The 24,779-nt window shown below is 46.7% G+C and carries 31 protein-coding genes; all 31 read left to right on the forward strand.

Annotated elements, in window-relative coordinates; all coding sequences use genetic code 11:
- Positions 1–7 precede the first annotated feature (7 nt).
- The 31 genes from fliJ to flgK all read left to right on the forward strand — a co-directional run bounded on the left by fliJ (position 8) and on the right by flgK (position 24,776).
- Positions 8–427: a flagellar export protein FliJ gene (gene fliJ, locus A5883_RS14245; protein WP_005226592.1), complete on the forward strand. Its 420-nt coding sequence runs from the start codon at positions 8–10 to the stop codon at positions 425–427.
- Between the two features lie 65 nt (positions 428–492).
- The gene (locus A5883_RS14250; protein WP_086338885.1) at positions 493–1,866 is read left to right on the forward strand and encodes a flagellar hook-length control protein FliK; all 1,374 of its coding nucleotides are present in this window, start codon (positions 493–495) and stop codon (positions 1,864–1,866) included.
- A gap of 12 nt (positions 1,867–1,878) precedes the next feature.
- Positions 1,879–2,310, forward strand: coding sequence for a flagellar hook capping FlgD N-terminal domain-containing protein (locus tag A5883_RS14255; protein WP_003129052.1), 432 nt, complete (start codon positions 1,879–1,881; stop codon positions 2,308–2,310).
- Positions 2,307–2,669 (forward strand): flagellar protein, encoded by a 363-nt coding sequence (locus A5883_RS14260; RefSeq protein WP_015508733.1) that lies wholly within the window; start codon positions 2,307–2,309, stop codon positions 2,667–2,669. Before A5883_RS14255 ends, A5883_RS14260 begins: the two co-directional genes overlap by 4 nt.
- A gap of 78 nt (positions 2,670–2,747) precedes the next feature.
- Positions 2,748–3,644, forward strand: coding sequence for a flagellar hook-basal body complex protein (locus tag A5883_RS14265; RefSeq protein WP_010748537.1), 897 nt, complete (start codon positions 2,748–2,750; stop codon positions 3,642–3,644).
- A gap of 35 nt (positions 3,645–3,679) precedes the next feature.
- A complete protein-coding gene (locus tag A5883_RS14270; protein WP_005226609.1) occupies positions 3,680–3,877 on the forward strand; it encodes a flagellar FlbD family protein in 198 nt (65 codons plus the stop codon).
- A gap of 11 nt (positions 3,878–3,888) precedes the next feature.
- Positions 3,889–4,392, forward strand: coding sequence for a flagellar basal body-associated FliL family protein (locus A5883_RS14275; RefSeq protein WP_005472968.1), 504 nt, complete (start codon positions 3,889–3,891; stop codon positions 4,390–4,392).
- A gap of 14 nt (positions 4,393–4,406) precedes the next feature.
- A complete protein-coding gene (locus A5883_RS14280; RefSeq protein ID WP_015508734.1) occupies positions 4,407–4,772 on the forward strand; it encodes a flagellar biosynthetic protein FliO in 366 nt (121 codons plus the stop codon).
- Positions 4,769–5,533 (forward strand): flagellar type III secretion system pore protein FliP, encoded by a 765-nt coding sequence (fliP, locus tag A5883_RS14285; RefSeq protein ID WP_005232783.1) that lies wholly within the window; start codon positions 4,769–4,771, stop codon positions 5,531–5,533. Before A5883_RS14280 ends, fliP begins: the two co-directional genes overlap by 4 nt.
- A 25-nt stretch (positions 5,534–5,558) precedes the next feature.
- Complete coding sequence (gene fliQ, locus A5883_RS14290; RefSeq protein ID WP_005226613.1) at positions 5,559–5,822, forward strand: flagellar biosynthesis protein FliQ; 264 nt, start codon at positions 5,559–5,561, stop codon at positions 5,820–5,822.
- Between the two features lie 12 nt (positions 5,823–5,834).
- The gene (gene fliR, locus A5883_RS14295; RefSeq protein WP_005232781.1) at positions 5,835–6,584 is read left to right on the forward strand and encodes a flagellar biosynthetic protein FliR; all 750 of its coding nucleotides are present in this window, start codon (positions 5,835–5,837) and stop codon (positions 6,582–6,584) included.
- A gap of 30 nt (positions 6,585–6,614) precedes the next feature.
- Positions 6,615–7,682 (forward strand): EscU/YscU/HrcU family type III secretion system export apparatus switch protein, encoded by a 1,068-nt coding sequence (locus A5883_RS14300; protein ID WP_016609019.1) that lies wholly within the window; start codon positions 6,615–6,617, stop codon positions 7,680–7,682.
- Positions 7,683–7,701: 19 nt separating this feature from the next.
- Positions 7,702–9,777: a flagellar biosynthesis protein FlhA gene (gene flhA / locus A5883_RS14305; RefSeq protein WP_005232779.1), complete on the forward strand. Its 2,076-nt coding sequence runs from the start codon at positions 7,702–7,704 to the stop codon at positions 9,775–9,777.
- Between the two features lie 30 nt (positions 9,778–9,807).
- Positions 9,808–10,515, forward strand: coding sequence for a sigma-70 family RNA polymerase sigma factor (locus A5883_RS14310; RefSeq protein ID WP_005226623.1), 708 nt, complete (start codon positions 9,808–9,810; stop codon positions 10,513–10,515).
- Positions 10,512–11,213, forward strand: coding sequence for a flagellar hook-basal body protein (locus A5883_RS14315; protein WP_086338886.1), 702 nt, complete (start codon positions 10,512–10,514; stop codon positions 11,211–11,213). The genes A5883_RS14310 and A5883_RS14315 overlap by 4 nt, the downstream gene beginning before the upstream one ends.
- 10 nt (positions 11,214–11,223) lie before the next feature.
- Positions 11,224–12,006, forward strand: coding sequence for a flagellar hook-basal body protein (locus tag A5883_RS14320; protein WP_086338887.1), 783 nt, complete (start codon positions 11,224–11,226; stop codon positions 12,004–12,006).
- Between the two features lie 12 nt (positions 12,007–12,018).
- Complete coding sequence (locus A5883_RS14325) at positions 12,019–12,729, forward strand: cell division ATP-binding protein FtsE (RefSeq protein ID WP_005226626.1); 711 nt, start codon at positions 12,019–12,021, stop codon at positions 12,727–12,729.
- A 154-nt stretch (positions 12,730–12,883) separates the two neighbouring features.
- Positions 12,884–14,179, forward strand: coding sequence for a methyl-accepting chemotaxis protein (locus tag A5883_RS14330; protein WP_005226627.1), 1,296 nt, complete (start codon positions 12,884–12,886; stop codon positions 14,177–14,179).
- Between the two features lie 18 nt (positions 14,180–14,197).
- Positions 14,198–14,701: a chemotaxis protein CheW gene (locus A5883_RS14335; protein ID WP_010748543.1), complete on the forward strand. Its 504-nt coding sequence runs from the start codon at positions 14,198–14,200 to the stop codon at positions 14,699–14,701.
- On the forward strand, positions 14,673–15,182 hold the full coding sequence (locus tag A5883_RS14340) for a chemotaxis protein CheD (RefSeq protein ID WP_005226629.1): 510 nt from the start codon (positions 14,673–14,675) through the stop codon (positions 15,180–15,182). The genes A5883_RS14335 and A5883_RS14340 overlap by 29 nt, the downstream gene beginning before the upstream one ends.
- A gap of 15 nt (positions 15,183–15,197) precedes the next feature.
- Complete coding sequence (locus tag A5883_RS14345; protein WP_086338888.1) at positions 15,198–16,208, forward strand: protein-glutamate methylesterase/protein-glutamine glutaminase; 1,011 nt, start codon at positions 15,198–15,200, stop codon at positions 16,206–16,208.
- 5 nt (positions 16,209–16,213) lie between these two features.
- The gene (locus A5883_RS14350; protein ID WP_005226631.1) at positions 16,214–16,987 is read left to right on the forward strand and encodes a CheR family methyltransferase; all 774 of its coding nucleotides are present in this window, start codon (positions 16,214–16,216) and stop codon (positions 16,985–16,987) included.
- A gap of 21 nt (positions 16,988–17,008) precedes the next feature.
- On the forward strand, positions 17,009–19,060 hold the full coding sequence (locus A5883_RS14355; RefSeq protein WP_086338889.1) for a chemotaxis protein CheA: 2,052 nt from the start codon (positions 17,009–17,011) through the stop codon (positions 19,058–19,060).
- Complete coding sequence (locus A5883_RS14360) at positions 19,057–19,644, forward strand: chemotaxis protein CheC (RefSeq protein WP_074934305.1); 588 nt, start codon at positions 19,057–19,059, stop codon at positions 19,642–19,644. The genes A5883_RS14355 and A5883_RS14360 overlap by 4 nt, the downstream gene beginning before the upstream one ends.
- Positions 19,645–19,658: 14 nt before the next feature.
- A complete protein-coding gene (locus tag A5883_RS14365) occupies positions 19,659–20,021 on the forward strand; it encodes a response regulator (protein ID WP_003129084.1) in 363 nt (120 codons plus the stop codon).
- A 19-nt stretch (positions 20,022–20,040) separates the two neighbouring features.
- Positions 20,041–20,430, forward strand: a complete 390-nt coding sequence (locus A5883_RS14370; protein ID WP_005226635.1) for a chemotaxis protein CheW — start codon at positions 20,041–20,043, stop codon at positions 20,428–20,430.
- Between the two features lie 17 nt (positions 20,431–20,447).
- Positions 20,448–21,458, forward strand: coding sequence for a flagellar motor switch protein FliM (gene fliM, locus A5883_RS14375; protein WP_005232756.1), 1,011 nt, complete (start codon positions 20,448–20,450; stop codon positions 21,456–21,458).
- Entirely contained in the window at positions 21,455–22,513 is a 1,059-nt protein-coding gene (gene fliY, locus A5883_RS14380; RefSeq protein ID WP_005226637.1) for a flagellar motor switch phosphatase FliY, read from the forward strand. Before fliM ends, fliY begins: the two co-directional genes overlap by 4 nt.
- 95 nt (positions 22,514–22,608) lie before the next feature.
- Entirely contained in the window at positions 22,609–22,884 is a 276-nt protein-coding gene (flgM, locus tag A5883_RS14385; protein ID WP_005226638.1) for a flagellar biosynthesis anti-sigma factor FlgM, read from the forward strand.
- Entirely contained in the window at positions 22,885–23,241 is a 357-nt protein-coding gene (locus tag A5883_RS14390; protein WP_086338890.1) for a hypothetical protein, read from the forward strand.
- Between the two features lie 11 nt (positions 23,242–23,252).
- A complete protein-coding gene (gene flgK, locus A5883_RS14395; RefSeq protein WP_086338891.1) occupies positions 23,253–24,776 on the forward strand; it encodes a flagellar hook-associated protein FlgK in 1,524 nt (507 codons plus the stop codon).
- The last annotated feature ends 3 nt before the right edge of the window (positions 24,777–24,779 follow it).

Raw genomic sequence — 24,779 nt, forward strand, 5'->3', positions numbered from 1 at the left:
AGCAGCTATGCAAGCATTTCACTTTTCCTTAGAAAAAGTATTGGATCACCGAAAAACCATTGAGCAAGAAGCCAAACGCGCTTACGCCCAAAAACAACAATTGTTGATTCAGCAAGAACAGCACCTGAATACGCTGACACAGGAAAAAGCCCAGCTTTTTGATGTCAATGAGATGACCATTGGGCGGATGCAAGTGCAGCAACGCTATTTGCTTGCGTTGAATGCCACCATCGATGAGGTTCAGAACAAAATGTTTCACGTGAAGCAAGAATTGGCAGAGTCTTTATCGGTGGTGGTAGAAGCGCAGCAGGAACGCAAGATCGTGGAAAAGCTGCGAGAAAAACAATTCGCTGAATACACCTATGAACAGCAATTGGAAGAGCAAAAACAATTGGATGAGTTCGGCAATCGCGCCTTATTTTCTTAAAGCACTAATGGTTTTAGTGATGAGACGACCTTGGTTTCAAAGCATCAGCTGAGAGGAGGTGAACAATGAAAGAGATCACAACAAGTGCCGCAACTGCTGTACCTGCCGGTAGCAAATCAAAAAAGACGGAGGCGTCACCAGAAGTCTTCAGTTTGCTGATGCAACAGCTGACGGAACAGAGCGCAAGCAACCTGTCAGCATCCTTCGAACCATCAGGTATGTCGGAGCAAACCGCCGCCGCACCAGAAATGGGGGTTGCCAGCAGTATGGAACATCTGCCGCAGGAGCCAGAAATCACTCCAGCAGTCGAACAACCCGCAACGACACAAGCGCCAGGAATGAGCCAGATCAGCCAGGCACCTTTTGCAGGCTTGGTTCAAGAAACGCCACAGGCATCAATGGCAACGACGGAGCAGAACCAAACGAGCGCCACAGCAGCTTCTCCCGACAGTGTTTCAGCAGCTTTTCCAGCACCAATAGACGTAGCCACCACAGTCATCAACCCCTCCGAGCCTGCGCTTGAAGGTCTAGCTTTGATGACAAATGACAGAAGTGAAGCCGCAGCAACAACGCTTGAAACACCTTTGCCAGAAGACTTAGTAGGCGAGGAGCAGACCACGGCAAAAGGAATCGCTCCTTTCAAGGAAATCAAGGAAGTCGATTCAGTAACACAAGCCGCGATTGCGCAAACGACAGAAGCACAGCTGAAACAGTCCACCGAAGGGACCGCGCAATTGGGCCAAACGGGACCATTAAATCAAGTGTCGCCAGTGACCAAACAAGCGACGGATACGACTAGCACCTTGCAACGCACGAATGAAACAGTCGCCAAAAAAGCGGAAGCTGTTTCTGCACAAGCCATTGCTTCTTCAGCAGCAACCGACAATGAAATAGCGGCACCAGCACTGCAGCTGCTTGATGTTTCTCCCCTTTTGACCAAGCAAGGACCAACGCCAACAAAAGCGAATATGGAACAAGCGGTCCTGCCCTTAGCAAAAGCGACTGCCCAACTCGTCCAAACGAGCAGCACGGCAAGCGAGAAAAAAATCACGCTGCAATTCGTTCCCGAAAAATTAGGCACGATCCAGCTTTCCCTAGAAACGAATGCCCAAGGCAGCCGCTTAGAACTGACCGTTCAGCAGCCGCAAGCCAAAGAATTATTGCTGTCCATCAAGCATGAGCTAGAGCAAGTTTTGCAAAAGCAAGAGCAGCCGATCCTAGCGATCAAAGAACCTACGTTAGCTTCTGTCCAGCAGGCTAGTCCGCTGGCAAATCAATCCTTTGCCGGCAGTATGATGGCAAGTGACAGTCAGTTAAGCCAACAGCGGTTTTTACAGGCTCAAAAAGGACAAAGCAAAAAGCCGTTTCATCAAAGCAATACGGCTGAAGAAGAGCCGCAATTAGCACCGATCGATCATGCGATCAGTATTTTAGTGTAAAGGAGGAGACCTATGGCAGATGAAATTACAGCAGCTGCGGCCGGTATTGCCAATACATCGGCATTAACGCAAACAAAAAAATCTTCAGATATCTCCATGGATGATTTTTTGAAGATCTTAGCCGCATCTATGAGCAACCCATCGATGGGAGGCAGCGATTCTTCTGGTGGTGGTAGCACCGACTATATCTCGCAACTGGTTCAATTTACGACCTTAGAGAGCTTGAATGAATTGAGCGAAACATTGACGACCTCGGTGATTTTACAGCAACAGCAGCAAGCTTTTAGCTTGATCAATAAACAAGTCACTCTGATGGACGGCACAGAAACATTGTCAGGAACCATCGAAAAAGTCCGCTTTGCCAATGGCTACGCCACGATCGTCGTAAATGGCAAAGAATACAGTATGAGTGCGATCCAAGAGATTGGCGGCGAAGCAAAATGAGTTTGACGATTCAACAGGGGCTGCAAAAAGTTGCCGGGGAGCCTTATCAACATCCCCGCAAAGGCGTGGACAAACAAGCCTTTTCTGCAATGCTTGAACAAAAACAAAGCGACATCAAAGTCTCGCATCATGCGCAAAAGCGTTTGACCGCAAGAGAATTGACCTTACAAGACGATGATTATCAATCCCTTTCAACGGCGCTTAGTGAGCTCGCGGAAAAAGGCAGCAAAGAATCACTGCTTGTTTACAAAGATATGGGCTTGATCGCCGATGTCCATTCACGAACCATCATTACGGCGATGGGGATGAATGAGCTTCACACCGTCACCAATATTGACAGCGCCACATTTATCAAATAGCAGCTGGACTGAAAAGGGGCTGCAAGTATTTTCTGAATGACAGAGGAAAATACGCCAACCATAAGGAGGAAAACAAGCATGTTACGATCATTATATTCAGGTGTTAGTGGAATGAAAAATCTTCAAACGAAAATGGACGTGGTTTCCAATAATATCGCCAACGTCAATACGGTTGGATTCAAATCAAGTCGAGTACTTTTCCAAGACATGATGAGCCAAACGATGTCTAACGCAACTGCGCCAGGCAACGGCTTAGGCGGGATCAACGCAACGCAGATCGGTTTAGGGGTTCAGACGGGCTCCATCGATACTATCAATACAGTCGGTGCCCCGCAATCGACAGGTCGCAGCATGGATTTTTATATCAGCGGACAGGGCTACTTTATGGTACAAGGACCAGGAGCAAATGGCGAAACCTATTACACACGAGATGGCGCATTCGTGCGCGACAGCAACGGAACCTTGACCAATAGTGATGGGATGCAAGTCTTAGGTCGTTCAGTCAATGGCGGTCAACCAGTTGTCTATGATGACAACTTTGATGAAAACACGGCATTGAGCGGACAAGATGCGGTATCTCCCTTGTCGATCCCAAGCACACTGACCGTCAATGGGGAAACCTTGACCTATAACTCCATGGCGATCGATGCCAATGGCTTAGTGTTGGCAAAATACGGCAATCAAACCTTTGTGATGGGAAAAGTCGGTGTCGCAACCTTCAATAACCCAGAAGGCTTAGAAAAAGTCGGCGGCAACAACTATATCCAAACCAGCAACTCAGGGAATCCGATCGTTGCAGGACCTGGCAACAATGGCGCAGGAACGCTGCAAGCAGGTGCATTGGAAATGTCCAATGTCGATCTTTCGACAGAATTTACCGAAATGATCATTGCGAGCCGTGCCTATCAAGCAAATTCAAGAAGTATTACGACTTCTGATGAAATGCTGCAAGAATTATTGAATCTAAAACGTTAAGAACGTGACGCTTCATCATTGAGAGGAGTTTGACCATGATTCTAGTGACAGCATTGAATGGCAAGCCATTCTATTTAAATCCAACATTGATTTATCGGATCGAAGAAATGCCGGATACATTGATCACACTGACAGACGGCAAAACATTAGTGGTGACGGAAGCTGCGCAAGAAGTTGCGCAGCGGGTGATCGAGTATCATACGGTGATCCATTCGAACCAAGTGAAAACGTAAGGGTGGGAAAGATGGCAAAAGAAGAAAAAGCACCAAAAGCAGAAAAAGAGAAAAAAGGCTTGAGTATGGTTGTTTTACTGCCGATCCTCTTGATCGTGGTAGTCGGCGGCAGTATCGGCGGGACCTTAGTGACGAATCACTTTTTGACGGGGGAAAAAACAGCAGCTGCTGAAACAGCAAAAGACAGCAGCAAAATCTCCTCAGACGAAGCGATCGTGGCATTGGATGAATTTTTAGTCAATCTGGCCAAAGAAGACAACCAAGAGCAGCAATACATGAAGGTCAATTTATCGATTTTAGTGGCGGATGAGGAAAAAAGCGCGGAAGCCACGAAAAATGTGGCCGTCATTCGTGACAGCGTCGTAAATTTATTGCGCCAACAAAAGGCCAGCGGTATTTTGAGCTCCGCCGAAAGTGTACCGAATTTAAAAAAAGCATTGAAAGAAACAATTAATCAGGAATACGGATCAGAAATCGCCAAGGATGTTTATGTGACGGATTTAGTGATCCAATAGAAAGAGGCATGTTGATGGAAACATTTTTATCGCTGGTCAAAATGATTGGGTTTTTGCTGCTTATTCTTTATTTGATCAACATCAGTTTGAAATATTTGAATCGTTACACGAACCAGCACAATCACCAGCTGCGTATTTTGCAAAAAATCGCCGTCAGCAAGTCGTCTTCGATCGGGATCGTCCAAATCATGGACAAATGTTATGTCATGAGCTTTTCTGAACAGCAAAACCAAATCATCAAAGAGTTGACGCCAGAAGAAACGGCCACTTTTTTACAGCAAAGCCTAGAAAGCACCCAAGTGCAAGCTGGTAAAGACTTTTCTGAATGGCTCAACAAAGCCAAGGCGGAAATTGCTGGAAAACGAGGCAAGCAAAAATGAAGATCAAAGGCAGAGATATCAAGATCATGGCTGCGGTCCTTTTCAGCAGTCTGATGCTTCCGCAGACGGCATTTGCGCTAGACACGGAAGACGTCAGTTCCACCATCAACAATTTATTGTCGAATGGGAATGGCTCAAGTGATACGATCAATACTTTCTTGTTGCTGACGCTGCTTTCCCTTTTACCAGTCTTGCTGATCATGATGACTTCTTTTACTCGTATCATCATGGTTTTATCCTTTGTGCGCAGTTCGTTAGGTACACAGCAAAACCCGCCCAATCAAGTGTTGATCGGGTTGGCCTTATTCTTGACATTTTTTATTATGAAACCTGTGTATACCGACGTCTACCAGCAAGCGATTGAACCGTTTGATCGACAAGAGATCAGCCAAGCCGAAGCCTTTGACCGCTCAGAAAAACGGATCAAGGCCTTTATGATGGTACAGACACGGGAAAAAGACATTGCCTTGTTTGCGGAAGCTGATGGGGAGACCGAAAAGTATCATTCTTCTGACGATGTTCCTCTGACCGTTATGGTACCGGCGTTTATTATCAGTGAGTTACGAACGGCTTTCAGTATCGGCTTTTTGATTTTTATCCCCTTTTTGATCATTGATCTGGTCGTCTCCAGTATCTTGATGTCGATGGGGATGATGATGCTGTCGCCGATCATGATCTCACTGCCCTTCAAGATCTTACTATTTGTTTTAGTGGATGGCTGGTATCTGATCGTGGAGTCGCTGATCAAGAGCTTTCAATAGCCGCTAAGAAAGGAGCCAAGAGGAAATGACAGTAGAAATGGTACTTGATGTGCTAAGGGAAGCCTTTCTTCGAATTTTAGCGATATCTGGCCCTGCCTTATTAGTCGGCATGCTCGTTGGATTGGTGATCAGTATTTTTCAAGCCACTACCCAAATCCAAGAACAAACGTTGAGCTTTGTGCCGAAACTATTAGCGATTTTTTTGACCTTGATCTTGGCGGGGAATTTTATGCTGAATCTCTTGTTGAATTTTACCAAAATGATCTTCAAGATGATTGCGGCAATGTAAGGAGGAAACCTGATGGCGCCGATTCAAGCGACGGTGTTGATTTTTTGTCGAATATTGGCGTTTGTCGTCCTTTGTCCGATCTTCTCACAGCAAAATTTTCCGTCACTGGCAAAAATCGTGATCGGCATGGCGTTGACGGTCCTATGTCTGCCGACGGCACCTGCGATTCCCGAGCTTTCCCTCTTTATGCTGACGGTTTTCGTCATCAAGGAAGTACTGTTTGGGATGGCGATGGGCTATTTGAGTCAGCTGGTCTTTACTGGTGTGGAAATTGCGGGTCAACTGATCGACTTTCAAGTAGGCTTTTCGATGGCGCAAGCCTATGATCCGACGTTGCAAATCGCCTCTTCCCAGTATGGCAAAACGTACTATTGGCTGACGATCGCTGTGTTTTTTGGACTTGATCTGCATCATCGACTGATCACAGCATTGCTGTTGTCTTTTCGGATCGTGCCCTTAGGCTCTGTGGTGATCCAAGGAACGACGGTTGAAGGCATCGTCAAACTTTTCAGCCAAATGATGGTGATGGCAGTCAATCTTGCGGCACCAATGATCATTGCGCTGCTGTTGGTGGACCTGGTGCTAGGTGTGATTTCTCGGTCGATTCCCCAGATCAATATTTTGATGATGAGTCTTTCGATGAAAACCGCCATCAGTTTTGTGGTGTTTCTCTTGCTACTACCCAATGTTCTTTCGTACTTAGGCAAACACTTGCCAGATACGGTCCGCTATTTGCAGGAGTTTATCGAGTCCTTTCAATAAAGTAACAGGTAGCCAGCAGGAGGTGAGAAGATGGCAGAAAAAGATGGCAAAACCGAACTACCTAGTGCCAAGCGGCTGCGGGATGCCCGCAAACGCGGGGAGGTCCCTAAGACCCAGGAATTAGCAGCAGCTGTTTCGCTATTGGTCTTCTCGTTTTTGATCCTGTCTTTATGGCAGTTTTTCGCAGCTTCTTTTTTGCCTTATTTTTCCCGAAGTTTGGCGCAGCTGGCTGATTATCAAACCAGTTTGGCGGATCTGCCGAAACTGGGGGTGCAGAGTATCTTGCTGCTGCTTTTGTTGTGTGCGCCCGTCTTTCTGGTCGCGCTCGGAGTCGGGCTTATCACGAATTATGCCCAAGTTGGTCTGTTGTTTTCTGGCAAGGCCGTCAAACCAGACTTTAAAAAGCTGAACCCCATCAGCGGGATCAAGCAGCAATTCAGTTTGCGCTCGTTGATGAATTTAGGCAAAACATTGGCGAAATTCGGCGTGATCGTCTACTTGTGCTACCAACAATTTTTAGCCGCCGTCCCTGTTTTACTGGGTTTGAGTGAAGTGGGGTTGGAAAAAACGATCCTGTTCATGCTGCTGCGGGCCAAAGAATTGTTTTTACAGATCTCGATTTTCTTGATCGTTTTGGCCGTAGTCGACTACGGCTACCAACGCTATAGCCATCGTAAGAACTTGATGATGAGCAAGCAGGAAGTCAAAGAAGAGTTCAAGCAAATGGAAGGTGATCCGCAAGTCAAAGCACAGCGCAAAGCGAAGTACCGTGCGATGACCCAAAATGCCATCGCCAACGTCAAAGAAGCGACGGTTTTGATCACCAATCCGACCCATTTCGCCATTGCGATTCGTTACGATGCCAGTAGTGAAGGGGTGCCGCGGGTCCTGGCCAAAGGGGCAGATCAGCTGGCGCAGCGGATGAAAGCAGAAGCACTGAAAGAAAATATTCCACAGATCGAAAACCGTGAAGTGGCACGAGCCCTTTATCGCCAAGTAGAACCCGGGGATCTGATCCCGGTTGAGATGTATGAAGCCATTGCCGAAATCATCGCTTTGGTCTATCAGTTAGAAGAAAGCCAACGCGGCAAGATTTAAGGAAACAGGAGGAACAAAAATGAATGAGGCTGCCTCAAAACCGAAAAAAGGCATTGGTCTGGCGGATATCTTAATCTCGGTGATCGTCCTAGCTATTATTGGTTTGATTATTATTCCATTACCGAGTGCACTATTAGATATTCTGATCATTATCAATTTGACGATCGCGATCAACATTTTACTGATCACCCTGTTTACCAAATCAGTGTTGGAATTCACTACGTTTCCAACCTTGCTGCTGATCACAACGATGTTTCGTTTAGGTTTGAACCTATCTTCCACGCGGTTGATCTTGACCCAAGGAAATGGCGGACACGTGATCGATGCCTTCGCCAATGTCGTTGCCGGCAGCAATTACATCGTGGGGATCATTTTGTTCGTGATCATCATGGTGGTTCAGCTAGTCGTCGTGACCAATGGTGCAGGGCGTGTCTCAGAAGTGACTGCTCGCTTCACATTAGATGCGATGCCCGGCAAGCAAATGGCGATCGATTCCGACCTAAATGCCGGTTTGATCACGGAAGCGGATGCCCGCAAACGACGAAAAGATCTGCAGCGAGAAGCTGATTTCTTTGGTTCGATGGATGGTGCCAGCAAGTTTGTCAAAGGGGATGCGATCGCAGGGATCTTGATCACTGTCATCAATTTAGTCGGCGGGGCGATCATTTTCTCCATGGGGGGACAAATGACCGTCATGGAAGCCTTCGCCCAATTCGGGAAACTGGCAATCGGGGATGGCTTGGTCAGCTCGATTCCCTCTTTATTGATTTCGATTGCTTCTGGGGTGATCGTGACTCGTTCTGATAACGATAGTTCCTTTGGTTTAGATATTGCGGCAGATGTGATGCGTAATCCCCAACTGTTTCGGATCGTGGGGGCGATTCTCTTCGTCTTAGCCTTAGTTCCTGGGTTTCCTTTTGTTCCTTTTGTGTTGATTGGCTTAGGCCTTTTCGCAGCCAGCTTTCTGGTGACGCAAAAAGAAGAAAAGCAGCGAGTGGAACAAAAACAATGGGAACAAAAATTGGCACTGGAACGCAAAAAAGAAGCACAGGAAGAAGACGATTCCGTGGCTTCCTTCCAAGTGGAACCAATCTCAGTGGAAATCGGGTATGGTCTGATCCCTATCGTGGATAGTTCGATCGACAACAGCTTGATGAACCGCATCGTGGCGATCCGTAAACAGAGTGCTAGAGAATTAGGGATCTTAGTCAGTCCCGTTCGTATTCGCGACAATCTCTATTTGGATGCCAACGATTACGTGATCAAGATCCGCGGCAACGAAGTCGGCCGCGGCGATATTTACCCGAATAAAGTCATGGTGATCAGTCCGAATGAAGAGCCGTTTCCTTTTCAAGGAATCGCAACAAAAGAACCAGCCTTTCATCTGGATGCTATGTGGATCGATGAATCCGATAAGGAGATGGCGGATCTGCAAGGGTTTACGATTATCGAGCCGTTGACCGTGATCGCAACACACTTAAAAGAAATCATCTATGCCCATGCACCAGAGCTGTTAGGTCGCCAAGAAGTCAAGAAATTATTGGAGGGCATCAAAGAGCAGTACAATGTCGTGATCGATGAATTGATCCCCGATATTTTACGGCTCGGCGAGGTCCAAAAAGTTTTACAAAATTTATTGGATGAACAAATTCCCATCAATGACTTAGCAACGATCTTAGAAACCTTAGCCGATTACGGCGTTGTCACGAAAGACGTAGAAGTTTTGACAGAATATGTCCGCCAAGCACTGAAACGGACGATCGCTGCCAAGTATGCCAATGAGAACCACGAGCTGCAAGTGGCGGTGATCCAGCCGAAACTAGAAGAAATCATCGCTCAAAGTATCCAAAAAACCGCAACTGGCTCGTACCCGGTCTTAAAACCAGATACCGTGACCAAGCTGTTGGATTCCATCAGTGGGATCCAACATGCGGCGATCGCTCAAAATATCAATTTCGTCATTTTGGCATCGCCTAAGATCCGGTTAGCATTCAAAAAAATGATCGTTTTTAATTTTCCAGATATCGCCGTTCTTTCTCTAAATGAGATTCCCAATGAAATTGCGATCGAAACGGTGGGCAGTATTGACATTTAAGCAGAATTTTCTTAGGAAGGGGCATCGCCGATGTATGAAGTCGATCGAGAAGCGGAGATCATCAAGTATCTGCCGCTAGTGGAACGGGTGGTTCAGCGCCTGTCTATCAAAACCGCCGATTATGAATCAGGCGATCTCTACAATATTGGGGTGATTGGGTTGATGGATGCCTTGCGGAAATTCGATCCCTCAAAAAAAGTTCCTTTTGAAAGCTATGCAGCGATTCGCATCAAAGGGGCAATTATTGATGAAGTACGCAAGCACGCCAAAATCTCCCGATACAAAATGGCGGCAGTCAATCAGTTTTATCAAGCACGGCAAGAGTTGGAGCAAAGCCTCAAAAGAGAAGCGACCGACACCGAGATCTGCAAACAGCTGGGAATCAACCAAAGTCAACTAGCGGATATTTATGAGAGTCTGCACTACTTAGCCAGCGTCTCTTTGGAAGATACCTTGTTTGCTTACCAAGAAGAAGGCATGACCTTAAAAGATATGGTTCGGGATCCAGCCGAAAATGTCGAAGAGACCTTGGTCGCTGAAGAAAAACGCACCGCCTTGGTGGCGTGCATCAAAAAATTAGGGGAACGGGAACAATTGATTTTAAGTTTGTACTATACCGAAGAACTGACGTTAAAAGAAATCGCTGAAATCTTAGAAGTCTCGATTCCGCGAGTTTCACAAATTCATGGCAAAACGATTGCCAAATTGCGCACATTGATTGAGGAGGAACTGGCATGATTCGAGGATTGGATGTCTTATCACGGAACATTTCATTATTACAAAAGCGACAAGAGACGACGAGCGGCAATATTGCCAATGTCAATACAACAGGGTATCAAGCAAAAACTTTGTTCCAGTCGGCGCTAGATGAAGTGGCGCTGCATAATTACCAAAGCGGGCCCAATGCGGATACTCGCCGTGATATCGGTGGGTTGTCTTTAGGGACCCAATTGGCAGGCAGTACCATCAGTCAAGACCAAGGTGCTGTCAAACAGACGGGACAAGCCAGCGATTTTGCACTGCTTTCCGAAGGCTACTTTGTCGTTCAAAACAATGCGGGGCAGCGGTTGTATACGAGAAATGGCGACTTTACCGTCAATCAGCAGAATCAATACGTGACACAAGAAGGCTATCTTGTCTTGGGTGCCAATGGACAAGCAGTCAGCGCCTTGGGACCAGCGAACTTTCAGATCCAAACATTCCCCCCAGAAGCATTGACTACAGCTGGTCAAAACTATGTGACTAGCAACGCAGCAGGAACCACGGGGAATGCACCCGTGATCCAGCAAGGTGCTTTAGAACAAGCCAACGTAGCGGTTGCCGATGAAATGGTGGCGATGATCCAGACTTCTCGCGAATTTGAAGCCAATCAGAAAGCCTTGAGTTCAACGAACCAGACATTGCAAAAAGCGGTCAACGAATTAGGAAAGATTTGAGGATGAGTCAATGAATATCAGTGGATTATTAGGAATCAGCCGTTCTGGGTTGAATCATTTGCAAACAAACTTAGACACGACAGCCAACAACATCGCCAACGTCAATACCAATGGCTATCAAGCACAAACGACCCATTTTCAAGCATTGATGGAAAATGCCATCGGTGCAGAAGAAACGCTATTTAATGGCAACGCCGCCCAATATGGTGCGTCAATGGGGGCAAAAGCGGCTACGACTACCAGTTTTGCCCAAGGCAATCTGGCGGGCACCACTCAGCCATTAGATCTCGCGATCCAAGGCAACGGCTTTTTCGGGGTCCGGGACCAAACTGGTCAATTGCTGCTGAGTCGAGCAGGCAATTTTCATTTAAGTGAGAACAAGCAATTAGTCAATAGTGAAGGGTACCCTGTGGCAATGACCACAAACGTACCGACCCCTCAGTGGCCAGATGCGCAGCAAATCGCAATAGATGCCAGCGGTCAGCTGACGACGGAAGAAAATGGTCAGACTCGCGTGTTGGGACAGCTGACCCTTTATCAGCCGACGAATACAGAAAACATCACGCCAGTGGGCAACCAACTGTACCGTGCTGGTGATCAAGCGTTGCTTACTTCGCAAACCAATCCAGCAGCCTTTGGCAGCGTCTTGCAAGGACAGTTAGAACAGTCGACGGTGGATCTAGCGACTTCCATGACAGACTTGTTAACGACCCAGCGTGCGTATGGATTGAACACGAAAGCCATGCAGACAGCCGATGAGATGTGGTCCGTGATCAATCGTTTTACAGATTAGAGGAGAAAGAACATGATTCGCTTAACCAAGGTCAGTAAAAAATTCAGCAATGGCACGTTGGCATTGGCCGATATTTCTGTTGCGATCCCTCAAGGAGAATTTATCTATGTGGTGGGTCCCAGCGGTGCGGGCAAATCGACCTTATTCAAATTACTCTTGAAAGAAGAAGAGCTTTCGGCTGGTTCTATCCAAGTCGGCAATGTCTTGTTGGAACAACTCAAAGACCGTCATCTCTATATGGTTCGACGACAAGTCGGTATCGTCGGACAAGAAGACCTTTTGCTTCCTTATCTGACGGTTGCCAAAAACGTCGATTATGCGCTGCAAGTACTAGGCACTCCCCGCAAGCTGCGTCAGGAAAAAACCGCCAAAGCACTGCAACTGGTGGGTATGTTTCCTCAAAAGGATCACTATCCTGAGGAGCTTTCCGTGGGACAGCGCAAAAAAGTAGCGATCGCGCGGGCGATCGTCACAGAGCCAGCAGTCTTGATCGCCGATGAGCCCACCGCCAATCTGGATGCCAAATCAGCCGTTGAAGTCATGAAACTGCTCTTGCGGATCAATCAAGTCGGTGCCACGATCCTCTTGGCGACCCACGACAGTACGATGGTCAATACGGTCCGTAATCGGGTGGTCGAGCTGCAAAACGGTCGCTTGGTTCGTGATGAATATCAAGGCGGCTATACGCGCTTTGCTGATCCAAAAGATACATATGTCTGGTGAAGATGCTTAACTTTTCTAGCAAAAGATCCGATTAAAGAACTAGAAGATTGTTTTCATAATCGGATAAAGAAGGAGTGACCCAACGATTATCAAGTGAAGAGCGAATCTTGATAAACAGCACGACTGATCATTTTGCATAGGAAAGGATACTGTTATGAAGAAGAAGGTACAAGCTATCATCAAAAAAATCCGCTTGGCGGCGTTGATTCCGCTAGGATTTACCCTGATCGTATTATTAGGATGCTATTTCTTCGTGATCCGCACCCACGGAGACGGACAAGCAGCAAAAAGTTTTTTTATTTTTTCAGTAATCGTACTGCTGCTAGAAATCGCAGTGTTAGTAGGAATGACCTATTTGGTAAAAAAAGAGACCCACTCGGGCATGGATACGTTATTGACAGAACTAGAAGCAGTCGGTTCTGGCGATCTGTCGCATATCGATGAGATCGGCAGCAGCGACCAGACTTCTCTTTTTGGGCAAGTTCAAAATCGTTTTCAAGGGGTTTTAAACACCTTCAAAGCGGTGATCGTTGGCATGCACGAAGAAAGCAGCCGAATGGAAAAAATGGTAGGCGGCCTAACGACAACCTCAAAAAATGCCAAAAATTCAATTGAAAATGTGCGTCAGACGATGAATGCCATCGCAGATGCCACTAGTTCACAAGCCTCCGAAGCGGAACAAACCTCCTTTGATATGGACGAGCTAGCCTTAAGTATCGAAGAGATCCACAAAGAGATCGAATTGATGAACGGCTATGTCGGTCAATCCCAAAGCAGCAATGTCCACAATTCAGAAATGATGTTCCATGTGTTTGAAAGCTGGGAGATCGAACGGCAAAACCAAGCAGAATTAGTAGAAAGCATGAACGACATGAACGAAGATGTCCAAAGCATCGGTAAGATCGTTCAGCTGATCAATGACATTTCTGATCAGACCAACTTACTGGCATTGAATGCATCCATCGAAGCAGCTCGAGCTGGAGAAGCGGGCCGAGGGTTTGCCATCGTTGCGGAAGAAGTCCGCAGCTTGGCGGAACAAAGCAGTCAATCAACGAAAAGCATTCGTTCGATCATTGAAACGATCCGCAAAAAATCGGAAAAAGTGGTCTCTGCAGTGACGGATTCCTTTGAAAGCGGCGAAAAACAAACCAACAATATCAACAAAGCGATCGAATCAGCCAATGAGATCTCTGATATTGTTGAAAAATTGGTTTCAAGTATTCAAGCCGTGGAAGCCCATATTACCGGGATCGTTGAGAAAAAAGACATGGTTCAAGTTTCCGTCAGCAACATTTCGGCTGCTGTTTCGGAAACCTCTGCCGGCACCCAAGAAGTAACGGCAAACTTAGAAGACTTCTACTTAGTCATCGAAGACTTTGAACGGAATGTGCAAGAGATCGAAACGATCGCCACTATCCTTAAATTCCAAGTGGATAGTTTCAAATTCTAAAAAGGAGCAGTGACGCCAATGGAACAATACGTTGTATTTAAAAGTCATCAACAACTCTTTGCCTTGCGTATCGACTATGTGGTACGGGTCATTGAGGCTGCTTCTTTTACCCAGCTGCCGGAAGTGGCGGATTTCGTGCTGGGGATCCAGCCTTTTGAAGAGGCAATGGTGCCGATCATTGACATCCGCAAAAAGCTGTTTGATGAATTTACACCGGAAACTGGGCAAAATGTGGTCTTGTTGTGTCACTGGCAAGAGCAGGCGATCGGCCTTTACGTGGAAGAGATCGTCGGCATTTTACCGCTCGTTGAAAGTCCTAGCAATGCGGAACTAAATACATCAGGACTCAAGCAAAACTATATCGAAGCCTTTCTGAAAAAAGACGATGAACTTGTGCTGGCATTGGAGCTGCCGTTTCTCTTCAGCTATGAACAAGCCGCTGAGATGACGGCGGAGTTAGACGCCTATCAGACAGAGGAATTGGCAGCCGCCAATGACCATGACAATGATGACCGTGAATGAGGAATTGCATGTGGGGATCTCGGAGTATAAGATCGCCCAAGCGCCGACGCGTTTGATCACGGTGGGTTTAGGTTCTTGCATCGGCACGATCATTTACGATGAAGCCAGTCATATCGGCGGCTTGAGTCATATTATGCTGCCAGATAGTCAGCCTTTTTTGCACAAGCGGGAAATCAAGCCCGAGAAGTTTGCGGACTTGGCATTGCCAGCGATGGTGGCTGAGCTGGAACAAAAGATCCGTCGGCCTCGCTTTCAAGCGAAAATCGTTGGCGGCGCCAATATGTTTCAGTTCCAGACGCTTAACGCTGCCAGCAATATTGGTCAGCGCAATATTGAAGCCGTCGAGGAAGTCTTGGCTCGGCTAAACATTCCGATCGTAGCCAAACATGTTGGCGGCAGCGCTGGTCGAACGATGATCGTGGATCTTCAGGATTTCAAGACCATGGTTCGGCAAGTCAAACAAGAAATCGTTTATTTGTAAAAGGAGTACAGGGACATGAAAAAAGTAATGATCGTCGATGATTCGGCATTCATGCGGAAAGTAGTGACAGATTTATTGAATCAGCTGCCTGATATCGAGGTGACCGTCGCTGCCCGCAATGGCAAACAAGCATTGGACTATCTGACCAAAGAAGCGATCGATTTGGTAGTAATGGATGTGGAGATGCCAGTGATGAACGGATTAGAGACCTTGCGGAGGATGAAACAGCAATCAGCCATTCCCGTCATCATGCTTAGTTCATTAACCAATCAAGAAACCACGATTGAGGCTTTGGCGCTTGGCGCCCGAGATTTTGTGGAAAAACCCGTCAGTCTATCGATGATCGAAAAAGAATGGATCGCTGAATTTCATCAAAAGATTTTGGCGATGGATCATGAAGTCGGTACGGTTCACCCGCCAGTACCAACGATTGCCCAGCCCACTAAGCTGACACAAAACAGCTTGCCGGTATCACTTGATGCGCTAGTCATTGGTGCTTCAACAGGCGGACCCCGTGCTTTGCTGGGAATTATTCGCCGTCTGCCTGCACGTTTACGTTGCCCGATTTTGATCGTTCAGCATATGCCAGCGGGCTTCACGGCTTCCTTTGCAAAACGCTTAGACACAGAGACAACCGTCCGAGTACAAGAAGCAGTCAACGGCATGCGGATCGAAAATCAAGTGTATCTTTGTCCAGGGGATTACCACATGACGGTCCAACAAGGGCACCTGCAGCTGGACCAGCGAGAAAAACGGCATGGGACGCGGCCAACCGTCGATTATCTTTTTTCCTCAGCAGCTGACTACTATGGCCCGCAACTAGCGGCAGTGGTTTTGACGGGGATGGGAAAAGACGGCACCGCTGGCTTACGACAGATCCAAGCGGCTGGGGGCTATACGATCGTTCAAGACAAAGAAACGTGTACAGTCTTTGGGATGCCGCGGTATGCCATTGAACAAGGAGTCGTGGATGAAGTCCTGCCATTGCAGGGCATTGAAGCAAAAATTGCACAGATGGTCAGGTGAAGAAGATGGAAGAAGAATTTGCCTTATTTAATGCGTGGGTGGATCGCCGATTAGGGATTCCCTTAGCCGCATACAAAGAAAATCAAATGCAGCGCCGCATCCTTACGATCATGGAAAACAGCGGAGCAAAAACGTTGAGAGAATACCAGCAATTGATCGAAGGCGATGACGGGGTGCGGGCGGCTTTTTTAGCCCATATCACCATTAACGTAACGGAATTTTATCGCAACAAAGAACTGTTTGACGCCTTTGAACGCGTCTTGAAAACCATTGTTCTCCCGAAAACCACGCTGCCCAAAATCTGGAGTGCCGCATGTTCGATTGGGGCAGAACCCTATACGATCGCGATGCTGCTAGAAAAAAACCAAATTGCCGCAGCCAATGTCTTGGCTACCGATATCGATACGCAAATTTTGGCAAAAGCCAAGCAAGGACTCTATCGAGACCACGAATTGCGGAATGTCTCAGCGGCAGAACGTACCCGTTTTTTTGATGCAAAAGAAAAGAACCAATTTCAGATCAAACCAGAAATCAAACGGCGGGTTCATTTTAAGCAACACGATCTTTTGAAAGACCCGTACAATGGGCCTTTTGATGTGATCGTTTGCCGCAATGTGACGATTTATTTCAAAAGTGATGCTCGGGATGCCGTCTATCAAAAATTCAGCGATGCATTGGTCCCAGGGGGCATTTTGTTTACGGGAGCGACAGAAACGATCAATTTTGCGGAACAATTCGGTCTCAAGAAAATCGATTCGTTTATCTATCAAAAAGTATAATTTTGTAAAGGAGGGACCCATTTGGATGACAATAGTGTCTATCGTACCCTTTTCTTTGAAGAAACAGACGATCATTTAGCGCAGTTGAATGATCATGTCTTGCAATTGGAAAACGATCCACAAGATAGCGCCTTGCTGAATGATATTTTCCGTTCTGCCCATACCCTTAAAGGGATGGCGGCAACGATGGGCTATGACGTCATGACGCAGCTGACCCATAAAATGGAAAATATTTTTGAGTTATTTAAAACTGGGACCTTGCAAGTGACCCAGCAATCGATCTCATTGATTTTCAAATGTCTGGATCGCCTGTCAGAACTTGTGGAGGACTTGCGGGAAGAACGCGACCTGCAGCCAGCTCAAATTGCCGATTTATTGGCCGAACTTGACCAAACGGAACATTCTGGCGGTATATCAACCGAGACAGAAGCAAGCCAAAAACCCAACGCAGTGGGCGCGTTAACCCCACAGCTTCAACAAATCGATCCTTCTGATCTGTATGTGATCGAGCAAGCGGCTGGAGATGGCTATCAAGCGGTCCAAATTGCTGTTCGCTTAGATGCCCAATCCATGTTAAAAGGTGCTCGTGCCTTCTTGATCATGGAAAAGCTTGGCCAAGCAGGGGATGTTCTTTATACAGAACCAGATGCCCAAACACTCGAAGAAGGCACCTTTGAATCAGATTTTTCACTGCTTTATTTGACGCAGCAAACACTGGCTGATGTCGAGCAAAACATCGCCAGCAATAGTGAGATCGAAGCCTTCGTGGTGGCACCGTTTGATCCTTCAGCTGCTGTGTTGGAGGAGGCAGAAGAGCTGCTTCAACCAGCACCGACCCCAGAGTCAGAGCCTTCTGCTCTTCAGCAAGCGACAACAGAAACGAAAGAAAAATCGCCGGCGCCCGCGCATCATGCGTCCGCCCAAAATCAATCGATCCGAGTCGACTTGAATCGCTTAGATTCATTCTTGGATCTCGTGTCCGAATTGGTGGTCTATCGCAATCAATTAGAAGATGTCAGTGAGCGGGAAAACATCGAAGCAGTCAAAGACCCCTTAGAGCAAGTTTCACGATTGACCTCTGAGCTGCAAGATTTGGTCTTGCGGATCCGCATGCAGCAAGTCAATGTCGTCTTCAGTCGCTTTCCGCGAATGGTTCGGGACTTATCCAATGAACTGCAAAAGGAAATGGAACTTGTCATTTTTGGGGAAGAAACGGAATTGGATAAAACAGTGGTTTCTGAGTTGAGTGAACCTCTGGTCCATCTGTTGCGTAATTCTGTCGATCACGGCATCGAAGCACCCGATGTTCGGGAAAAACTGGGCAAACCGCGCAAGGGCACGATTCGCTTGGCGGCCTACCAAGAAGGCAATCGCGTAATCATTACTTTAGAGGATGATGGCAAAGGCCTTGATCCGCAAGTAATCAAAGCAAGTGCTGAAAAGAAAGGCTTAGCAACGGAAGGTCTTTCCGATGAAGCGTTGCAGCAGTTGATTTTCCATCCTGGTTTTTCAACGGCACAAGAAGTGACTAACATTTCTGGGCGCGGTGTCGGGATGGATGCCGTGCAATCCAAGATCACCCAACTAGGGGGCACGATCGAAATGAAGAGTCAGCCAAATAAAGGCACGCAGTTTGTGATCAAATTGCCATTGACTCTGTCGATCATTCAAGCGTTGATGGTTCGCGTCGGAGCAGAAACCTTTGCGATCCCACTAAATCTCGTCGAACGCGTGGTGATGGTCAAAGAAGAAGAGATCATCCAGACGGTCTCGGATGAGGTCTATCGTTTTCAAGAGGAGTTGATTCCCTTGGTTCGGACCGATCAACTCTTAGCGATCGAAGGCGATCCATCTGAGAAAAAATTCGCCATCATCGTCAACAATGACCAGCAATTTCACGGCATTTTGGCAGATGAGCTGATCGGCCAGCAAGAAATCGTCATCAAGAAAATCGATCCGCTGCTGCAAAAGCTGAATCGCTATCAAGGGGCAACGATTATGGGCAACGGCTCGATCGCACTGATCCTAGACATTCATGCCATCTGTCAGGAAAAAAAGGATGACCGCTTATGAGCTATACAGCGCTGCAGATCGATGGCCTAAAAGAACTGATCAATATCGGCGGTGGTCACGCTGCGACTAGTTTATCAAAGCTCGTCCAACAACCGATCGATATGCGGGTACCGGAAGTCGAGATTCTAACGTATGAGGACCTGTATCAGCAGATCATGGCGGAAGACAAAGAAGTTCATGTGGTGATGAGCCAGATCGAAGGGGCATTTCGAGGGATCTTCTTGTTTGTCTTAACGGATGAATCCGCCGCAAAATTGCGTCAGTTGATGATCCAAGAAAGCGATCCGTCTGAAGAATTGAAGCAATCGGTCATCAACGAGTTGACCAACATTCTTACCAATTCTTTTTTGATCGCGATCGGCCAACTATTGGAAACTCAGCTGAGTGCGTCTTTACCAAGCGCCAGCTATGATTTCTTTGGCGCAGCGATCAGCTCCATCTATTTGGCGATGGCCCAGTATGATGAGCAGGTGATGGTGATCCGTAATGAGTTCGTCTACGCCAAAGAAACATTAGAGGCATCGTTATTTTTGATTCCAGAAATCGGTGTACTAGAAAACATATTTGATTCATTAGGAATTTGAAAGGGGCAAATACAATGTCAAAAAAAGTATTGATCGTGGATGATGCGGTATTTATGCGCATGAAATTAAAGGATATTTTAGAAAAAAACGGCTATGAAGTCGTGGGGGAAGCCCAAAATGGCCAAGAGGCTTTTGAAAAATACCAAGCAACGACACCAGACTTAGTGACCATGGATATCACGATGCCAGAAGTGGATGGCTTAGAGGCATTAAAAATGATCCGCACGTTTGATGCGCAGGCCAAAGTCGTAATGTGCAGTGCCATGGGACAACAAGGAATGGTGATGGATGCGATTCGCGCCGGTGCGGTGGACTTTATCGTGAAGCCCTTTGACACGGACCGCGTAATCACTGCCATCGACAAAGCCTTTGCCTAATGCCTAGGAGGATAGCGACATGCAGATGATTCTTTTCAAAATGGCTCAGCAGTACTATTTGATCTCGGCGGACTCGGTGGACGAGGTCATTGATGCCCCTTCTTTTACGAAGGTGCCCTTAGCACCAGAGTGGGTGGAAGGGCTGATCAATCTGCGGGGGTCTGTCGTAACGGTGATTCGTTTGGCAAAATTGATTCCCATCATGGAACCAGCCTACGAAAAAAACATATTGATCATGAAGAAGCAAGAGGAGACCAAAGGGGTCCTTGTAGAAGAAGTAATTGAAGTTCTTGATATCACCGAAGACGATATCCAACTAAGCAATCAAGAGACAGAACATGCCGTTGGGGTCGTGACGATCGGTGAAAAAGTAGCCAGTGTGATTCAAATCGATCACATGATTTTTTAAAAAAATGGGGGATTAGTGTGGATCAGGTATTGACGCAGCAAGAGATTGATTTATTGTTGAATGCGATGAGCAGCGGAGAGATCGATCAAGAAATTATTGAGATAGAAGACAAACAAGCCAAAGTGAAAGCCTACGATTTTCGCCGACCAACAAAGCTGTCGAAAGAATACGTCAATACCCTGCACATGATCTTCGAGGATTTCTCGAAGATGAGCAGTAGCATGCTTTCTACCCAACTGCGGACCAATGTTTCTTTGCAGTTGGCAGCTATCGAACAAGTCAGTTATGACGAATTTATCCATTCGATACCAAAATTTACTTTGTTGGGGCTCTTTCATTCGCAGCCTTTGAGCGGGATTCAAATGATCGAGATGAACCCACAACTGTGTATGATGTTGGTGGAGTTGTTGTGCGGCGGCTTGGATGTCTATCAAAACAAGCCGATCGAAATGGATTTTAGCGAGAAAAAAAGTTTTACTGATATTGAAACAGCAATCTTGGAAGAAGTGGTGGCACAATTTGTCCGGGTCTACCAAAATGTTTGGAAGGACATCGTTGCCTTGGATTCGGTTTTGGATGGAATCGATACGAATCCGCAATTGATGCAAAACATGTCGCCCAACGAACCCGTCGTGTTAGTGACCTTTACTATCAAAATTTTTGAAGTGAAACATTTTATCAATCTATGTATCCCCTATGTCTTCTTTGAAGGGATCATTGATAAATTAAGTTTCCGCAATTGGTTTGATAGCAATCAGCCAGTCAACCAAGACGATAGCCGCGAGTTGCAAAAAAGTTTGAATGGCGTCGGATTGAATTTAGAAGTCCTGCTGGGCCATGCTCAAATGAGTCTTTCTGAGTTTCTCCACTTAGAAGAAGGCGATGTCATCAAACTAGACAAAAAAATTACTGAACCATTGGAGACTTTCATCGATGGAAAACCTTACTTCCGAGCAAAACCTGGGAAGCAAGAGGACCGTTTAGCCATTGAATTATTAGACAAGTTAGAAGAGGAGCAAGAACTATGAGTGAACGTTTATCCCAAGCAGAAATCGATGCATTGTTGAATCAAAGTGCCCCAGCCCAGCCGCAAGGATTAGAAGAGCAAGTCAAAGTCGACATTATCGGCGAAGTTGGCAATATCTCCATGTCGCAAGCAGCGACGACGTTGTCTTCCATTCTTGATCGTCGGGTCAGCATCACGACTCCCCGGGTGTCTAAAATCAAATTTGGTGAGATCTTAAACGACCTCGTTGCACCAAAAGTAGCGACGACAGTTGAATTTAAAGAAGGCCTTTTAGGCAGTAATTTGATGCTATTAGAAGTCAAAGATGCCATCGTGATCGCCGATTTGATGATGGGTGGAACTGGTGAAACCAGCAACACTCAATTTACGGAATTAGAGCTAAGTGCTGTGGCAGAAGCTATGAACCAAATGATTGGGACTGCCTCGACTTCGATGGCAACGATGATCAGCCGCAAAGTGGATATCTTGCCGCCGATCGTCAAACTATGGGAGACACCAGAAAACATTGAGTATAGCGGGATCGAGGCAGAGGAAGAGATTTACTGTATCTCATTTTCTTTGCGCGTCGAAGGTTTGATCGAAAGCAAAATCATGCAGATCTTTACGGATCCGGTGGTCAACGATATCGCCAGTGCGATGCTCTCAGACGAAGCGACTGTCGTTACTCGGGAAACACCAACACCGCAGCCAACGGCACCCGTTGCTGCACCTACGCCAGAACCAGCGGCTGCATCAAAGCCCGTGGAAGTCAGCAAACCTGCGTTTCAAACATTGGCCTCCAGCGGAGTGAGCGATGGGGATAATTTGGACTTGATTCTTGATGTGCCATTGGATCTAAGTGTCGTGTTAGGCCGCAGCAAAAAAACCATTAAGGACATTTTATCTTTCAATACGGGGTCCGTCATCGAGCTGGAAAAACTGACGGATGAACCGCTAGAGATTTTGTTGAACGGCAAACTGATCGCCACTGGGGAAGTCGTGGTCATCAATGAAAACTTTGGTGTGCGGATCACCAACATTCTTTCGCAAAAACAACGCATCCACAATTTGCATTAATTTGAAGAAATCGCAAAAAGTTAAACATATGGGTTTAACTTTTTTGTGATTTGACCGATAGTAGAGGGTAGAAGAATGAGAACGGAGGAGAACCTATGAAAATCGAAAGAGGTTACGCAGAATACAGCGACAAGGCCATCAAACGTGAAGCGGTCAAACAAGAAAAGCCATCTGCTGCTCAGACAGAAAAAACCGTCGATGTTCAATTGTCCGAAACAGCTCAAGCCATTCAAAAGAGTGCCAATCAAACAGCCAGTCGCAGTGAGCGAGTGGCAGAATTGAAACGAGCGATCAAAGAAGGCACCTACCAAGTATCTGCCGAAACGATCGCAGATAAAATGCTGCAACAAGATGAAAAGCAGGTCGACTAGATGACAGAACGGGAATTTGAGCGTCAGCTTCAGCAGTTCTTGCGGTTGCTGCAAAAAGAAAAGACCTGCTTGATCAAAAATCAAGCAGAAAAATTACCAGAACTCGTCGAGAAAAAAACCGCCTTCGTACCCGTTTTTTCCACGTATGAAGGAACTCTTTCAGTGACGGTCAAAGAACTCATCCGCCAAATCCAAGTGCAGCAAGCCGAAAATCTCCTGCTGACGGAGCAAGCCATTAGTTTCCAAACTGTTTTGATGGATGCAGTCAAAGAAAATATCAAGACACCGGCAAATACGTATTCGAAATACCAAGAAAAACAAGCTGTCTCAACAGCGATCATCGATCAAAAAATGTAAGGAGTACTTCTATGACAGGACTATTTGGTTCATTAGGCACCGCAACCCGGGGCATGACCGCCAATCAAGCAGCGTTGCAAACCAGCAGCCATAACATTGCAAATACCAATACAGACGGCTACTCAAGACAACGAGTCAACTTGCAAGCCGAAGCGTCTTATCATTTAGCGGGTGTCGGCAGCATCGGTATGGGTGTGAAAGTCGGCAGTGTCGAACGGATCGTCGACGATTTTGTCATTGGACAAGTACGCAATGCCAATTCTACCTATACATATTATGAACAAAAAGCAGACATATTAGGACAGCTGGAAAGTTTAATGAATGAGCCTTCTGACAATGGACTGTCCAAACAGCTGGCAACGATGTTTGATTCTTGGACCGCATTAGCCAACAATCCTGAACTGGATACGTCTAAGACCCTTGTGCTGGAAAACAGCAGTACGTTTGCCGATACCATCAACCAAATGGGCAAACAAATGACGCAGCTGCAAAGCGATACGCTGGATACCATCGAAAAATCCGCGCTGGACTTCAATGAGAAGGTCAAACAGCTGCAATCCTTGAATGAACAGATCTATGGGTTGACGACGAGTGGTGAGACACCCAATGATCTTTTAGATCGTCGAGACAGTCTGTTGAAAGATCTCTCGGGTCTAGCAGGGATCGAAACCAAGACCGATCAGTATGGCCGTGGGTTTGTATCCATGAGCGGACAGACGATTTTAAGTGCGGAGGAACGCAATACCCTTAGTGTGGTGGTGGGACAAAGCGACACAGGCGCCTTGGTTTCCAAAGACGGCAACGCCTTGAATCCTGCCGAAGCCATTACAGGGTCTTATCCAGCTGGAACCGTCTTGTTGACGAAAACCACCGACAATGGCGAAACCGCCTATACAGAATTGCCAATCAAAGAAGGCGCGATCGGAGGCCTGCAAGCATCATCTAGTGAAATCGGCAGCCGTTTGACGGAATTGAACAACTTTACGACGACGATCGCGCAAGCCATGAACATGGTCTTTACTGGCGGCGCTTCTCCTACTAGCGGTCTATTTGAGATCGGCCAAGATGATACTGGTACAGCGACGACGATTCGGGTCAGCCAAGCACTGTTAGATAACCCAAGTCTGGTGACCGGCGGAACGAGCAATGCAGCAGGAGATGGTTCAAGAGCTGCTGCAATGGCGAAACTCAGCAGTGCCAAATTGGACTTCCCGTTGTCAGAAAAGACGATCGCTTCTTTTGATTCTGAGACATTGACGTTTGCCAATGCAGCATCGGGCATGAGTGTCAGCAGTTATTTTAACAGCATCGTCACCAAAAACGGGATCTCAAAACAGCAAGCCGACAATACAGTCAGTGCCCAATTGTCGCTGCTGAATCAACTAGAATACAAAAATCAATCGGTGTCTGGGGTTTCATTAAATGAAGAAATGTCAGATGTGATTCGTTTCCAACAAGGATTTCAGGCCAATGCCCGCATATTATCGGTCGTTTCTGAAATGTTAGACACATTGATCAATCGAACAGGAGTGTAGACC

It is taken from the genome of Enterococcus sp. 5B3_DIV0040 (assembly GCF_002140755.1).
Lineage (GTDB): Bacteria > Bacillota > Bacilli > Lactobacillales > Enterococcaceae > Enterococcus_D > Enterococcus_D casseliflavus.

Excerpts from the sequence above, each read along its gene's own strand:
- fliJ (WP_005226592.1), top strand. The coding sequence starts at position 8 with ATGCAAGCATTTCACTTTTCCTTAGAAAAAGTATTGGATCACCGAAAA.
- A5883_RS14250 (WP_086338885.1), top strand. The coding sequence starts at position 493 with ATGAAAGAGATCACAACAAGTGCCGCAACTGCTGTACCTGCCGGTAGC.
- A5883_RS14255 (WP_003129052.1), top strand. The coding sequence starts at position 1,879 with ATGGCAGATGAAATTACAGCAGCTGCGGCCGGTATTGCCAATACATCG.
- A5883_RS14260 (WP_015508733.1), top strand. The coding sequence starts at position 2,307 with ATGAGTTTGACGATTCAACAGGGGCTGCAAAAAGTTGCCGGGGAGCCT.
- A5883_RS14265 (WP_010748537.1), top strand. The coding sequence starts at position 2,748 with ATGTTACGATCATTATATTCAGGTGTTAGTGGAATGAAAAATCTTCAA.
- A5883_RS14270 (WP_005226609.1), top strand. The coding sequence starts at position 3,680 with ATGATTCTAGTGACAGCATTGAATGGCAAGCCATTCTATTTAAATCCA.
- A5883_RS14275 (WP_005472968.1), top strand. The coding sequence starts at position 3,889 with ATGGCAAAAGAAGAAAAAGCACCAAAAGCAGAAAAAGAGAAAAAAGGC.
- A5883_RS14280 (WP_015508734.1), top strand. The coding sequence starts at position 4,407 with ATGGAAACATTTTTATCGCTGGTCAAAATGATTGGGTTTTTGCTGCTT.
- fliP (WP_005232783.1), top strand. The coding sequence starts at position 4,769 with ATGAAGATCAAAGGCAGAGATATCAAGATCATGGCTGCGGTCCTTTTC.
- fliQ (WP_005226613.1), top strand. The coding sequence starts at position 5,559 with ATGACAGTAGAAATGGTACTTGATGTGCTAAGGGAAGCCTTTCTTCGA.
- fliR (WP_005232781.1), top strand. The coding sequence starts at position 5,835 with ATGGCGCCGATTCAAGCGACGGTGTTGATTTTTTGTCGAATATTGGCG.
- A5883_RS14300 (WP_016609019.1), top strand. The coding sequence starts at position 6,615 with ATGGCAGAAAAAGATGGCAAAACCGAACTACCTAGTGCCAAGCGGCTG.
- flhA (WP_005232779.1), top strand. The coding sequence starts at position 7,702 with ATGAATGAGGCTGCCTCAAAACCGAAAAAAGGCATTGGTCTGGCGGAT.
- A5883_RS14310 (WP_005226623.1), top strand. The coding sequence starts at position 9,808 with ATGTATGAAGTCGATCGAGAAGCGGAGATCATCAAGTATCTGCCGCTA.
- A5883_RS14315 (WP_086338886.1), top strand. The coding sequence starts at position 10,512 with ATGATTCGAGGATTGGATGTCTTATCACGGAACATTTCATTATTACAA.
- A5883_RS14320 (WP_086338887.1), top strand. The coding sequence starts at position 11,224 with ATGAATATCAGTGGATTATTAGGAATCAGCCGTTCTGGGTTGAATCAT.
- A5883_RS14325 (WP_005226626.1), top strand. The coding sequence starts at position 12,019 with ATGATTCGCTTAACCAAGGTCAGTAAAAAATTCAGCAATGGCACGTTG.
- A5883_RS14330 (WP_005226627.1), top strand. The coding sequence starts at position 12,884 with ATGAAGAAGAAGGTACAAGCTATCATCAAAAAAATCCGCTTGGCGGCG.
- A5883_RS14335 (WP_010748543.1), top strand. The coding sequence starts at position 14,198 with ATGGAACAATACGTTGTATTTAAAAGTCATCAACAACTCTTTGCCTTG.
- A5883_RS14340 (WP_005226629.1), top strand. The coding sequence starts at position 14,673 with ATGACCATGACAATGATGACCGTGAATGAGGAATTGCATGTGGGGATC.
- A5883_RS14345 (WP_086338888.1), top strand. The coding sequence starts at position 15,198 with ATGAAAAAAGTAATGATCGTCGATGATTCGGCATTCATGCGGAAAGTA.
- A5883_RS14350 (WP_005226631.1), top strand. The coding sequence starts at position 16,214 with ATGGAAGAAGAATTTGCCTTATTTAATGCGTGGGTGGATCGCCGATTA.
- A5883_RS14360 (WP_074934305.1), top strand. The coding sequence starts at position 19,057 with ATGAGCTATACAGCGCTGCAGATCGATGGCCTAAAAGAACTGATCAAT.
- A5883_RS14365 (WP_003129084.1), top strand. The coding sequence starts at position 19,659 with ATGTCAAAAAAAGTATTGATCGTGGATGATGCGGTATTTATGCGCATG.
- A5883_RS14370 (WP_005226635.1), top strand. The coding sequence starts at position 20,041 with ATGCAGATGATTCTTTTCAAAATGGCTCAGCAGTACTATTTGATCTCG.
- fliY (WP_005226637.1), top strand. The coding sequence starts at position 21,455 with ATGAGTGAACGTTTATCCCAAGCAGAAATCGATGCATTGTTGAATCAA.
- flgM (WP_005226638.1), top strand. The coding sequence starts at position 22,609 with ATGAAAATCGAAAGAGGTTACGCAGAATACAGCGACAAGGCCATCAAA.
- A5883_RS14390 (WP_086338890.1), top strand. The coding sequence starts at position 22,885 with ATGACAGAACGGGAATTTGAGCGTCAGCTTCAGCAGTTCTTGCGGTTG.
- flgK (WP_086338891.1), top strand. The coding sequence starts at position 23,253 with ATGACAGGACTATTTGGTTCATTAGGCACCGCAACCCGGGGCATGACC.